Origin of the sequence: Pseudomonas sp. LAIL14HWK12:I7 (assembly GCF_000483465.1) — a bacterium.
Taxonomy (GTDB): domain Bacteria; phylum Pseudomonadota; class Gammaproteobacteria; order Pseudomonadales; family Pseudomonadaceae; genus Aquipseudomonas; species Aquipseudomonas kermanshahensis.
In genome coordinates, this window is sequence record NZ_AXYZ01000009.1 from 227681 (window position 1) to 240633 (window position 12953).

At 62.2% G+C, this 12953-nt stretch carries 8 protein-coding genes; 2 read left to right on the forward strand and 6 right to left on the reverse strand.

Features of this window, described 5'->3' with window-relative positions; translation table 11 throughout:
* Positions 1 to 294: 294 nt before the first annotated feature.
* Positions 295 to 4659, forward strand: coding sequence for an NEL-type E3 ubiquitin ligase domain-containing protein (locus D886_RS0112080; RefSeq protein ID WP_027594182.1), 4365 nt, complete (start codon positions 295 to 297; stop codon positions 4657 to 4659).
* 39 nt (positions 4660 to 4698) lie between these two features.
* On the opposite strand, the gene glpD is transcribed toward D886_RS0112080, so the two are convergent.
* The 4 genes from glpD to D886_RS0112100 all read right to left on the reverse strand — a co-directional run bounded on the left by glpD (position 4699) and on the right by D886_RS0112100 (position 9846).
* Positions 4699 to 6237, reverse strand: coding sequence for a glycerol-3-phosphate dehydrogenase (gene glpD, locus D886_RS0112085; protein WP_027594183.1), 1539 nt, complete (start codon positions 6235 to 6237; stop codon positions 4699 to 4701).
* Positions 6238 to 6497: 260 nt separating this feature from the next.
* Positions 6498 to 7253 (reverse strand): DNA-binding transcriptional repressor GlpR, encoded by a 756-nt coding sequence (gene glpR / locus D886_RS0112090; protein ID WP_027594184.1) that lies wholly within the window; start codon positions 7251 to 7253, stop codon positions 6498 to 6500.
* 190 nt (positions 7254 to 7443) lie between these two features.
* Entirely contained in the window at positions 7444 to 8943 is a 1500-nt protein-coding gene (glpK, locus tag D886_RS0112095) for a glycerol kinase GlpK (RefSeq protein ID WP_027594185.1), read from the reverse strand.
* A 51-nt stretch (positions 8944 to 8994) separates the two neighbouring features.
* Positions 8995 to 9846 carry an MIP/aquaporin family protein gene (locus D886_RS0112100; RefSeq protein WP_027594186.1) on the reverse strand — a complete coding sequence of 284 codons (852 nt, stop codon included), beginning with the start codon at positions 9844 to 9846 and terminating at the stop codon, positions 8995 to 8997.
* Positions 9847 to 10149: 303 nt separating this feature from the next.
* On the opposite strand from D886_RS0112100, the gene ybaK reads away from it, so the two are divergent.
* Entirely contained in the window at positions 10150 to 10620 is a 471-nt protein-coding gene (gene ybaK / locus D886_RS0112105; RefSeq protein ID WP_027594187.1) for a Cys-tRNA(Pro) deacylase, read from the forward strand.
* Positions 10621 to 10844: 224 nt separating this feature from the next.
* Here ybaK and D886_RS0112110 read toward each other — a convergent pair whose 3' ends face one another.
* Positions 10845 to 11954 carry an ABC transporter ATP-binding protein gene (locus D886_RS0112110; RefSeq protein WP_027594188.1) on the reverse strand — a complete coding sequence of 370 codons (1110 nt, stop codon included), beginning with the start codon at positions 11952 to 11954 and terminating at the stop codon, positions 10845 to 10847.
* Positions 11951 to 12871 (reverse strand): ornithine carbamoyltransferase, encoded by a 921-nt coding sequence (argF, locus tag D886_RS0112115; protein WP_027594189.1) that lies wholly within the window; start codon positions 12869 to 12871, stop codon positions 11951 to 11953. Before argF ends, D886_RS0112110 begins: the two co-directional genes overlap by 4 nt.
* Positions 12872 to 12953 lie beyond the last annotated feature (82 nt).

The window sequence follows — 12953 nt, forward strand, 5'->3', positions numbered from 1 at the left end:
TTTTTATGGAGCCGTTGGCGGACTCTTTCGTTCAACGAATACAACATGAAGCGGGTGCATTCGGCTAAAGAGTGTAGAGCATGAGTCGTGCCAAGCTTCCTTCTTGATCATAACGCCCCGAAATTACGGGGTATCGATCTTTTTTGACAGTAAATCGACAGCATGTGTTGTCCGTGATTCCGAATGGGTTGGCTTTTGGTGTTCGGAAACCCGAATGAATGGTGCCTTGATTTAGTTACCGCAGGTGACGGTTTGCAGCGTGGTCTGTTAACGGCTTTTACGGACCGCACTACCATGACCCTTTCTGCCGATGAAGCGCCTGCTTCGATAGATGCCCTGATTTCCCAACGTTTACCGGCCTGGCTTACCTCGGCCACGGTCGACCAGCAGCGTGCGCTTCACCAGGCGCTGCGTCAGCAGCAGCACAGTGCTGAGCGTGTGCGGCAGTTGTTCAGCCACATTCCGGCCCTGGACGACTTTGCCGCCGCACTGCTGGAGGACGCGTTGCGTCGGCGTTTCAAGGTAAGCACTGACGTGCGCAAAGCGACACTGCGCAAGGTGGTTCAAATCATTCTGGCAACGCCCATTCCGCCAACGCCGTCGCCGAACATTGTCCGCATCTCGACTCAGCCTCTGTTGACGACCGCGCTGCATAACTTCACCCAGGCGGAAACCAAGCCAGGGCCTTTCACCCAGGTCGCATTGCAAGATGTGGCCGGTGTCACACTGTCGGTATCGTTCGAGCGCTTCGCCAAACTGTGCCGCACGCTCGACCTGGGCGGCCGCTATCAGGCCCTTTTGCGCGCGCATCTACTGCCAGCAGATCGGCCAGGCGACGAACCCGGTCAGGCCCGTCGTGAGGTCGAGGCATTGCTGGAGGAGGCCCTGCGCTCATCGATGGAAGCGGCTGTACGCCTGGCGGCCCTCAAAGGCCAGATCAGCCACGACAACTACCTGCAGACACTGCCGATCTTTGCAAAACCTGCTGTGGTGCCTGCTTACCCTGTTGTGTTGAGGGCTCGCCAGGTTTACCTGCTGGGCAAGTGCCTGCACGGGGTGGTGGCCATCGAGATTCAAGACCGCGATCAGGCTTATTTGCGCGGGATCCTGCTCTGGATACCGGGTGACCCTCAGCAGCCCGTGCAGGTGTTCGAATCCTGGTGGGCGTTCTACCAGGCCATGGGCCTGCGCCTGCGCGACCCACACTATGCGGCGTTCATGGCGCGGTTCATCGCCGAGCGTGATCGGGTCGCCTTTTTCGGCACCTTGAAGCGTTTGCTGTCGTCGAGCGCTGAGGGGGCGGTGTTGCAGCTGGATGGTCGTGACTTTGCCATCACTCAACCGTTGTTTGCCTTCCTGCGTGCTTCGCGCATCGACAAGATGCTCGATGATGCCCGTGTGCTGGCCGTACCCACTGCCGACGAGGACAGCAAGGCGCGGGATGAGCGGCTTAGGGGGTATCAGCAAGCGGGACTGACCTTGTTGAACCTTGCTGGGCTGTTCGTGCCGGTGGTGGGCGAATTGATGCTCGCGGTCGCTGCCGTGCAGATTGCCGATGAGGTCTACGAGGGTTACCAGGATTGGCAGTTGGGCGATCGCCAAGGGGCGCTGGAGCACGTATTCAGTGTGGCTGAAAGTGTTGCGCTGGGGGCCGCGATAGGCGCTGGCACTGCAGTGGCGGGGCACGTGCTCAAGCGCATCGTGTTCGTCGATGAGCTGTCGCCGATTCGCACCGATGCCGGTCACGTCAAGCTGTGTGCCCATGACCTGTCTGCTTACCGGGTAAAGGAGCAGGGCGTGACGGTTGGCGAACTGATCCCAGAGGATGACCAGTGGCAATTGAAGTTGCACGAAGCCAGTTTTCAGTTGGCGGGCTACAAGGATGGTGAGCACCTGTTCATCCGTCATCCTCAGCGCAGCGAGGCCTTTCAGCCAATGCTCGAGCACAACGGCACTGGGGGCTGGCGGCATGCGCTGGAGCGTGCAGAGGAGTGGGCAGAGCCTGCGCGCTTGATGCGGCGGTTGAGCGCTGAACTGGCCGACGTCAGCGATGAAGACGTACGCAGGGTGCTCGACAGCACGGGCTTCGATGACGCACAGCTAAGGCGACTGCACCTGGAAAACGCGCCGCCTCCCGCACGGTTGCTCGATGCCTTGGAGCGCTACCGCTTGCATGAGCAATTCCCCACCGTACAGGGCGAGGCGTTCGAGTTTCTGGTCAGCGCAGCGCAAGGCAATGAAGAGTTGGCCAGCGTCGCGCTGCGCCGGGACTTCCCTGGCCTGTCGCACCGCGGGGCCCATGAAATTATCCAGCAGGTCGACAGCCAGCAGGTCGAGCAGATGCTGGCCAGTGATCGCGTCCCCTTGGCCTTGGCTGAACGCGCGCGCTGGTTTTTGCGCGACAGCCGCCTTGACCGTGCCTGCGCAGGTTTACGTCAGGCTTCGGCAGCCAATGCCGATACCGCGAAGCTGGCCGTTGGCCTTATCGAACACTTGGCGCCGTGGCTTGAACCCTATGCCGTCGAAGTGCGAGCCGAGAGCCGCACAGGGGCGGTATTGGCACATGCCGGCGCGGATGCTGCTGCTCAGCGGTTCAGTATCGTCAAAACGCCGACTGGATATACCGCCTACGCTGCGACGGGTGAGCTGTTGGCAGGCACTGTTCCAACCGACAGCCTGCTGCAGGCACTTTCGTTGACCTTGAGTGACGCGCAAACAGGCGCACTGGGGACCCCCACGCTGGACGCGCCAGCGTTGAGCGACCTGCTGGCCGAGCACGCCCGCACGCATCGTGACCTGGCCGCGCAGTTGATCGGCCAGGCGCCGATAGGCGGTGGCGTGCGGCCGCCCGTGCGGTGGGGAGACGGGCGCCTGGGTTACCCACTCAGTGGTCGCGGCGAAAGCCGTGGGCAGGCCAGCCGGCGAGGGCTGCGGCAGATTTTCCCGACCCTCGGCGACCGCCAGTTGCAAAACTATCTGTTGGACCTGATTGCACGCGGGGTCGACCCATGGCAGCACTACAGCGAGCTTAGCCAGCAACTGGCGAGCCTGCGCCAGGTCTTGCGGCGGTGGCGTATGGAACACGCTGGCGTGCTGGACCTGCTGCGGCGTGGCCGGGTCGCGAACAGCATCCGCCGTTGCTGGCGATGCAAGACGGGCCTGCGCAGCGATGGCACCTACGCGCTGGACATTCGCGGCGAACGTGTCGGCAGCTTGCCCACGCTGGAAGAAGGGGTCAGTTTCCCGCATGTCACGCGGCTGACCCTGCGCGACATGGACTTGTCGGAAATCGATCCTGATTTCCTCGCGCGCTTCCCTAACCTGCGCGAGCTTGACCTGCGTGCGAATCATCTTGCCGTCATCCCGCCGGGTGTAGAGCGGTTGACCGAGCTGCGGGGGCTGCAGTTGGATCACAATCGGATCATCATGGACGTTGCCGGCAACCGCCGGCTCAGTGCCTTGACCCGCTTGCAAACGCTCGAGCTCAATTACAACCCGCTCGGCTTTGCTCCCGATATACGTGGCTTGATCCACCTCAGGCCGGTGGGGCTGCGTTCGACAGGTATCACCTCATTCCCCTCGCGCCTGCAGCAGTTGCCACTGCGCGGCGTCGCCGACCTGCGCAACAACCAGATCCGTCAGGTCAATCAGGACCTCCACGGCCTGCGCCAGCGTCTGCAGCGCATGGCCCTGCACGACAATCCCTTGGATGAAGCGAGCGAGCAGTACCTGAATCAACTGTCGGGCACTTCGTCGTTCCGTCATCAGCTGGTGCAGGTAAACGAGCGCGAGCACTGGTTGCTCGGCTCGACGGGCGCACAACGTAGCGAGCGCGAGATGCAGTGGCGTAACCTGCAGTTGGAAACGACGTCCCGGCCTTTCTTCAACTTCCTCCGCGACTTCGCTCGATCGTCCGACTTTGTGCAGCGACCAAACTACTATCGGGCCCGGGTCTGGAACATCATCGAGGCCTGCGAGCAGAACACTGAACTGCGTGAACAGTTGTTCATCATGTCGGGCGGCAACGCTTCCTGCGAGGACCGCCTGTTGTGGCTGTTCAGCCAGATGGAGGTGAGGGCGTTGATCCACCGGCACACCTCGGGGATGTCCATTGCCCAGAGCGAGGTTGAGCTGATGCGCCTGAGCCGCTCACTGTTTCGCCTGGATGCGCTGGATGAGATCGCGACGCGGCGTATCCAGAGGATTCGCGATGCTGGGCACGATGTGGACGATATCGAAGTCTACCTCACCTACCGTGTTCGCTTGGCGGGCCCGCTGCGCCTGCCTGCCCAACCTGCTGCCCTGCATTTTGAAGCCTATGCCGGGTTGACCCCCGCCGACTTGAACAACGCCAGGGTCGAAGTGTTACGCGCGGAAACCCCAGAGCGTTTGACTCAGGCGCTGGCTGATCAGGCGTTTTGGGAACGTTACGTGCGAGACCGTTACGAGCGCCGCTTCACGGCGTTGGTGGACGCTTTCCGGGCACCTGAAGAGGCCTACCGGGAGCGTGCAGAAGCGGGAGAGGTCAGTGAGGAGCAATACTTGAAGTACTGCGAAGGCATCGTGCAAGCCATTCACGACGGCGAGCGCGACTTGATTGTCACGTTGGCCCGCGAAGCGTTTGACCGTTGGTTCGGGATTGATGGGGTGTTGCCGTGAGCGGGTGCCGCGCAGGCGGCACCGGCTTCAACGTCGCCTTCAGGCAGCCTTGAACGAAGTTTGGCTCAGCGGCGCTGTCACTAGGTAGTCGTGCAGCGCCTGCTGTTCCGCAGGCGATGTGAACAGGCCCAGTTTGGTACGGCGCCACAGAATGTCGGCCGCATCGACAGCCCACTCTTCGCTGCGCAGGTAATCGACTTCGCGGCTGAAGAGGCCGCCGCCAATGGCCTGGCCCAAACCTTCCGGGCCCTGAATACCATCAAGCAGGCGCCATACGCGGCTGCCGTAAGTCACTGCCCAGCGTTTGGCGATGTCCACCGGCAGCCACCCGTACTGCGCCAGAATGGCGTCGGTCAGTGCCTGCGCGGTGGTCATGTCTTCCCCGCCGGGCAGCGGCGCAGTAGCGGTCCAGCTGGCGCGCATCTGGGTGAAGAACGGTTTGAGCTCGGCCATGGCCGATTCGGCCAGCTTGCGGTACGTGGTGAGCTTGCCGCCGAACACCGACAGCAACGGCGCCTGGCCTTCACCTGCCGACAGCGCCAGGGTGTAGTCGCGGGTCACGGCCGACGGGTTGTCCGACTCGTCGTTGCACAGCGGGCGTACGCCGGAGTAGGTGTGCAGGATGTCAGCACGGCTGAGCTGATGGTTGAAGTGCGCGTTGACCACCTTGAGCAGGTAGTCGGTCTCGGCCTCGGTGATTTTCACCTGGGCCGGGTCGCCGCTGTACTCACGGTCGGTGGTGCCGATCAGGGTGAAGCGGTCCAGGTAAGGGATGCAGAACACGATGCGCTGGTCTTCGTTCTGCAGGATGTAAGCGTGTTCGCCTTCGTACAGGCGCGGGACGATCAGGTGGCTGCCCTGAATCAGGCGGATGCCGTAAGGCGCATCCAGCTTGAGGTCATCCTTGATGAAGCTGGCCACCCACGGGCCAGCAGCGTTGACCAGGGCGCGGGCACGAATGCTCTGCAGGCTGCCGTCGGCATGCTGCAGCTCGACCTGCCACACGCCATCGACACGCTCTGCACGCAGGCAGCGGGTGCGGGTGACGATGTGCGCACCTTGTTCGCGGGCTGCCATGGCATTGAGCACGACCAGGCGCGCGTCGTCCACGGCGCAGTCAGCGTATTCGAAACCCCGGGTGATGGCCGGTTTGAGCGGGTAGCCCGGGCCGAAGCGCAGGCTGCGCGAAGCGCCCAGGCGCTTGCGCTTGCCCAAGTGGTCGTAGAGGAACAGGCCGGCACGGATCATCCAGGCCGGGCGCAGGTGCGGGCGATGGGGCAGCACGAAGCGCATCGGCTTGACGATGTGCGGTGCCTTGGCCAGCAGGACTTCGCGCTCGGCCAGGGCTTCGCGCACCAGGCGGAACTCGTAGTGCTCCAGGTAGCGCAGGCCACCATGGATGAGCTTGCTGCTCGCCGACGACGTGTGCTGCGCCAGGTCGTCCTTTTCGCAAAGGAACACCTTCAGGCCGCGCCCGGCGGCGTCGGCAGCAATGCCCACACCATTGATGCCACCGCCGATCACGGCGAGGTCATAACAGTCAGCGAGGGGTGGCTGGGACGAAACGGGCTGGGACACGGGCAAGGCCTCCTGGGGCTGTTCACATCGAATATGAACATTGATGTTCGTTTCCGAAAATACTAGCGCAACAGAAGGCGGGTATCCAGTCAGTCTTTATAGAAAATACTGATCGGATGACAATAAAGTGAACATTTACGAAAATTCGGGTGTAGGGCTTGATTCATTAGGCGTTGTCGAAATCGAGCGCCGCCCGCGCGGCGCTCGATCTCGAGAGCGATAAAAATCTCAATCCATACGCTTCAGTCCCACAATCTGCTTCACACCACGTCGAGGCGAATCTTGTACTGGTTAAGCAAGTGGGCGAGGGCAGGCGTCGGCGTCTGGTCGGTCACCAAACAGTCCACCAGGCTGATCGAGCCCAGGCGGACCATGGCATTGCGCCCGAACTTGCTGGAGTCGGCGGCCAGGATAACCTGGCGTGCATTGGCGATCAGGGCCTGGGAAACCCGTACCTCCTGGTAATCGAAGTCCAGCAGGCTGCCATCTTCGTCGATGCCGCTGATGCCCACCAAGGCGAAATCGACCTTGAACTGGTTGATGAAATCGACGCTGGCCTGGCCTACCACACCGCCATCGCGGCGCACCGTGCCACCTGCCACCAGTACTTCGAAATCGTCCTTGGCCGCCAGGATCGAGGCCACGTGCAGGTTGTTGGTAATCACCTTCAGGTGGTTATGGTTGAGCAGCGCGCGGGCGATCGATTCGGTCGTTGTGCCGATGTTGATGAACAGCGAGGCATGGTCGGGAATCTGCGAGGCCACGGCTTCGGCGATGCGCTGCTTCTCGTCGCGCATCTGGTCGGCGCGCATGGCGTAGGCGGTGTTCTCTATGCTCGAGTCATACGCGGCACCCCCGTGGTAGCGGCGTAGCAGGTTGAGCTCGGCGAGCTGGTTGATGTCGCGGCGGATGGTTTGCGGGGTGACGACGAACAGCTGCGCCATTTCTTCGATGCTGACGTAGCCGCGGTCGCGGACCAGCTCGAGGATTTGTTGTTGGCGGGGGGGCAGATTCATGGGCGGTCCTTATGGGCTGCCGGACAAATTCTGCAATGATGCCGTAGGAAGCGGATGACGGCCAGTAGACGAATGTGCAGGGCGCGTGTAGGAGCAGCCTTGTGCTGCGAAGAGGCCGGTGTTAGCAGCGAATATTCACTGTGTGACCACTGGCCTCTTCGCAGCACAAGGCTGCGCCTACAGGAAGACGTCAGGCTTCGTGATCTTCCCAGTCACGGGTACGGCCGACGGCCTTCAGCCACCCGGCGTAAAGCTTCTCTTTCTGCGTCTCGTCCAATTGCGGGCTGAACTCGCGCTCAATGATCGCCTTGTCGCGCAACTCGTCCAGGCTGCTCCAGAAGCCACAGGCCAGGCCTGCCAGGTAGGCGGCGCCGAGGGCTGTGGTCTCGCGCATTTTCGGGCGCTCCACGCAGGTGCCGAGGATGTCGGCCTGGAACTGCATGAGGAAGTTGTTGGCCACCGCACCGCCATCCACGCGCAATTCGGACAGGCGATAACCGCAATCCTGTTGCATGGCGTCCAGTACGTCACGGGTCTGGTAGGCGATCGATTCCAGCGCTGCACGAATGATGTGGTCGACCTTCACCCCGCGCGTCAGGCCGAACAGGGCGCCACGGGCATAAGGGTCCCAATAGGGGGCGCCCAGGCCTGTGAAGGCGGGCACCAGGTACACGCCGTTGCTGTCTTTGACCTTGCTGGCGAAGTACTCGGTATCGAGTGCGTCGTTGACGATCTTCAGCTCGTCACGCAGCCACTGCACGGTAGAGCCACCATTGAACACGGCGCCCTCCAGTGCATAGGCCACTTCACCCCGCGGGCCGCAGGCGATGGTGGTGAGCAGGCCATGGGACGAGTTGACGGCCTTGTCACCGGTGTTCATCAGCAGGAAGCAGCCGGTGCCGTAGGTGTTCTTGGCCTGGCCGGGCTCGACGCACATCTGGCCGAACAGCGCAGACTGCTGGTCGCCAGCGATACCGGCGATGGCAATGCCGCTCTTGGTGTGGCCGTAGACTTCGGAGGAGGGGCGAACCTCGGGCAGCATCTGGCGTGGGATGCCGAGGATTTTCAGCAGCTTTTCGTCCCATTCCAGTGTGTGAATATTGAACATCAGCGTGCGCGACGCGTTGGTGTAGTCGGTGACGTGCACCTTGCCGCCGGAGAATTTCCAGATCAGCCAAGTGTCGACGGTACCGAACAACAGCTCGCCACGTTCGGCGCGCTCACGGGCGCCTTCGACATTGTCGAGGATCCACTTGAGCTTGGTGCCGGAGAAGTACGGGTCGGTGACCAGACCGGTGGACTTGCGAATGTAGTCTTCATGGCCGTCACGCTTGAGCTGCGCGCAGATTTCGGTGCTGCGGCGGCACTGCCAGACGATGGCGTTGTACACCGGGCGGCCGGTTTCCTTGTCCCACACCACCGTGGTTTCACGCTGGTTGGTGATGCCCAGCGCAGCGACCTGGGCGTGGCTGATGCCCGCCTGGGCGAGGGCCTCGACCAAGGTGGCGCTCTGGGTGGCGAAAATCTCCATCGGGTCGTGTTCGACCCAGCCCGCCTGCGGATAATGCTGGGCGAATTCGCGCTGGGAGGTGCCGACCACATTGGCGTCGCGGTCGAAAATGATGGCCCGCGAACTGGTGGTGCCCTGGTCCAGGGCGATGATGTAGTTCTTATCCAGGGTGTCTGTCATGGTCGTAGGCCTTGCAAAAATGGGAAGTCAGGGCTTGGGCGTGAGGCCACATCAGTTGACTTGAGTATCGCCCTGGCGATTGTCGTTTGTCTCAGCGCTTGCGGTTGGCGCGACTGGCAGGTTGCGGGCGATCAGGCCCCGATACGCTGCGGCGCCCAGGCATGCGCCAAGGATCGGTGCGAACACCGGTACCAGGAAATAAGGAATGTCCCGTCCGCCAGTGAAGGCGATTTCGCCCCAACCGGCCAGGAAAGTCATCAATTTTGGCCCGAAATCGCGGGCTGGGTTCATCGCAAAGCCGGTCAGCGGCCCCATGGCGCTGCCGATCACGGCAATCAGCAGGCCTATGAGCAGCGGCGCCACAGCGCCACGTGGCAGGCCATTGTTGTCGTCGGTCAGGGCCATGATCACGGCCATGAGGATGGCGGTGATGACCACTTCCACCAGGAACGCCTGGCCAGTGGACAGCGAGGGGTGCGGATAGGTGGAGAACACCGACGCCAGCTCCAGGCTTTCGCTGCTGCCTCGTAGCATGGCGTGGGCTTGTTCGAAATCGAAGAACAGGTTGCTGTACAAGGTGTAGACCAACGCTGCGCCGCAGAAGGCGCCGCAGACCTGGGCCAGCATGTAGAACGGCAGTTTGCGCTTGTCGAAGCCGGCGAACAGGGTGAGGGCGATACTCACGGCCGGGTTCAGGTGCGCGCCGGAAACACCCGCGGTGAAGTAGATCGCCATGCTCACGCCGACGCCCCAGATAATGCTGATTTCCCACAGGCCGAAGCTGGCACCCGCGACTTTGAGCGCGGCGACGCAACCGGTGCCGAAAAAGATGAGCAGGGCGGTGCCAAGAAATTCGGCCAGGCATTGGCTGGACAAGGTGGGTTCGCGTAGAGCAGTCGTCATGTATGACCTCGTTTTTTTTGTTGTGAGGCGCGTGGCGCTCGACAGCAAAGCCCGGAGTCGATCCCCATTGACCCCAGGCAGATACAGGAAATGCACCTTAAATGTGCACCATTTCTTCAGAAACGAAAAAATATAGACAAGAAACGCTTATGTCAAAGGTCGAAAGTGAACGGTCAGTCACGTTTTGGACGTAGTGTGGGGTCGCGAAACCGCACGCTAGACAGGCGCGTAGGCTCCGAACTGGCTGGGATGTGGGATATGTCCTAAAGTAGCCGCCGACTTATCCCTGACCGGAGCCTGCGCATGACCCCCGCCCTAGACCTGTTGAAAAAAGCCCGCGCCGAGCATCGTGTGCACAGTTATGAGCACGATCCTAAATCGGCCTCCTATGGTTTGGAGGCAGCGGAAAAGCTCGGGCTCGATCCGCAGCACGTGTTCAAGACCTTGCTGGCGAGCAGTGAGAAAGGTGAGTTGCTGGTGGCCGTGGTGCCGGTGGTGGGCACCTTGGACCTCAAGGCACTGGCCCATGCGGCGGGTGTGAAGAAGTGCGAGATGGCCGACCCGGCGGCGGCCCAGCGGGCTACGGGGTATCTGGTCGGTGGCATCAGCCCGTTAGGCCAGAAGAAGCGCTTGCGCACCTTTATTGATGACTCGGCGCAGAACTTTGCAACCCTCCATGTCAGCGCCGGGCGGCGTGGGCTGGAGGTGGAGTTGGCGGCGGCGGTGCTGGCTGAGCATACCCAGGGCACGTTTGCCGGTATTGGCAGGGGTTGAAATCGCAGGGGCCGCTGCGCAGCCCATCGCCGGCAAGCCAGCTCCCACCCGAACTGTGTAGCCTCCAAGTCTAGCGCCGCACCTGTGGGAGCTGGCTTGCCAGCGATGAGGCCAAACAAGCACCACAAGCCAGTTGCTGGAACGGTACCACTTTCAGGGTTAGCACTGTACCTGTGGGAGCCGGCTTGCCGGCGATGGGCCGCCAACGCGGCCCCCGTTTTCGGTCAGGTCGCCGAGCTGTAGCGGCGAACGCCATTTTCATGCCGTGGCAACTGCGCCGCGACACTGCCCGGCACCGGGAACAGCACCAGGTGATCGGCCGCCACGGCAATCCCTACCTCCTCACCGACCTGATGATCGATATGGCTTGGGAAGATCGCCTCCAGCTGGCTGCCGGTAGGCAGTTGCAGGCGATACAGGGTCGATGCCCCCAGGAAGCTCTTGCCCACGATACTGGCCCGCAGCAGGCTGTCTGGCGCATACACGATATCGTCAGGGCGCAGCAGCACATCCACCGAGCTGCCTGGCGCCATGATGTAGGCGCGGTTGCCGCGCAGTTCGCCGAGTTCGGTATTGACCGCCTCGTGGCTGCTCATCTGGCCACGGATGAAGTAGCCTTGGCCAATGAAGCTGGCCACGAACGGCGTCTGCGGCTCGTGGTAGAGGTTGTAAGGCGTATCCCACTGCTCCAGGCGACCTTCCTTGAACACACCCACCTGGTCGCTGACGGCAAACGCTTCCTCCTGGTCGTGGGTCACCAGAATGGCGCTGGTACCCCGGCTCTTGAGGATGTCGCGCACCTCATGGCTCAAGCGGCGCCGCAGTTCCACGTCGAGGTTGGAGAACGGCTCGTCGAGCAGCAGTAACTGAGGCTCTGGCGCCAGCGCGCGGGCCAGGGCGACCCGTTGCTGCTGCCCACCGGACAGCTCGTGCGGATAGCGACCGCCCAAGCCGCCCAGCTTGACCAGCTCGAGCATCTCTTCGACCACCTCACCCTGGCGCGGGTGCTTGGCGATGCCGAAGGCGATGTTCTGGGCCACGGTCAGGTGCGGGAACAGGGCGTAGTCCTGAAACACCATGCCGATGCGGCGTTTTTCCGGGGCCAGGGTGAAGCCGGCACGGGAAATGACCTCGCCCGCCAGTTGGATCTCGCCTTCATGGATAGGCTCGAAACCGGCGATGGCGCGCAGGGTGGTGGTCTTGCCACAACCGGATGAACCCAGCAGGCAACCAATGTCGCCTGCGTTCAGGTGCAGGTTGAGGTTCTGGACGATGCGCTGGTCGCCGTAGCCGCAGGCGAGGTTGCGCAGGTTGAGCAGTAGGGGTTGACTCATGCGTGGTGGTAAGCCGGTTCTACAAGGAATTCGAGAAGGGCCTTCTGTGCATGCAAGCGGTTTTCAGCCTGGTCCCAGGCGACCGAACGAGGGTCGTCGAGCAGGTCATGGCTGATTTCCTCACCACGGTGGGCGGGCAGGCAGTGCATGAACAGGGCGTCGGGTGCCGCCAGGTCGAGCAGTTCGCGGGTGACCTGGTAAGGCGCGAAATGCGCCAGGCGGCGTGCAGTTTCCTCCTCCTGGCCCATGGAAGTCCAGACATCGGTGGTCACCAGGTGCGCGCCGCGCACGGCTTCCTTCGGGTCGCGGATGATCTGCACGCGATCACTGCCCAGCGCCATGAAGCGTGGGTCCGGGTCGTAGCCTTCGGGGCAGGCGATGCGCAGCTGGAAATCGAACTGCTGGGCGGCTTCGATATAAGAATTGCACATGTTGAAGCCATCGCCGATCCACGCCACGGTCCTGCCTTGGATCGAGCCACGGTGTTCGACGAATGTCTGCATGTCGGCCAGCAGCTGGCACGGGTGCGACTCATCGGACAGGCCGTTGATCACCGGTACGCGCGAGTTGGCGGCGAATTCGGTGAGGGTGCTGTGGGCGTGGGTGCGGATCATCACCACGTCGACCATGCTCGACAGCACGATGGCGCTGTCGCTGATCGGCTCGCCACGGCCCAGTTGGGTGTCGCGAGGTGACAGGAAGATGGCCTGGCCGCCGAGCTGGATCATGCCTGCCTCGAACGACACGCGGGTCCGGGTCGAGGACTTTTCGAAGATCATGCCCAGCACGCGGTTTTTCAGCGGCTCGAACAGTACGCTTCGCTTGCGCAGGTCCTTCAGCTCGATGCCGCGGCGGATCACCCCGAGCAATTCGTCGGTGGTGAAGTCCAGCAGGGAGAGAAAGTGCCTAGCGCTCATGTTTGACTACCTTATCTGCAACGGTATGCAGGTCGACCGTATGGTTTTTTTTGACAACGGGAGTGACCTGCGGCGTAAGCCG

Coding starts and splice junctions, on each gene's coding strand:
- D886_RS0112080 (WP_027594182.1), top strand. CDS start 295: ATGACCCTTTCTGCCGATGAAGCGCCTGCTTCGATAGATGCCCTGATT.
- glpR (WP_027594184.1), bottom strand. CDS start 7,253: ATGAATCTGCCCCCCCGCCAACAACAAATCCTCGAGCTGGTCCGCGAC.
- glpK (WP_027594185.1), bottom strand. CDS start 8,943: ATGACAGACACCCTGGATAAGAACTACATCATCGCCCTGGACCAGGGC.
- D886_RS0112100 (WP_027594186.1), bottom strand. CDS start 9,846: ATGACGACTGCTCTACGCGAACCCACCTTGTCCAGCCAATGCCTGGCC.
- ybaK (WP_027594187.1), top strand. CDS start 10,150: ATGACCCCCGCCCTAGACCTGTTGAAAAAAGCCCGCGCCGAGCATCGT.
- D886_RS0112110 (WP_027594188.1), bottom strand. CDS start 11,954: ATGAGTCAACCCCTACTGCTCAACCTGCGCAACCTCGCCTGCGGCTAC.
- argF (WP_027594189.1), bottom strand. CDS start 12,871: ATGAGCGCTAGGCACTTTCTCTCCCTGCTGGACTTCACCACCGACGAA.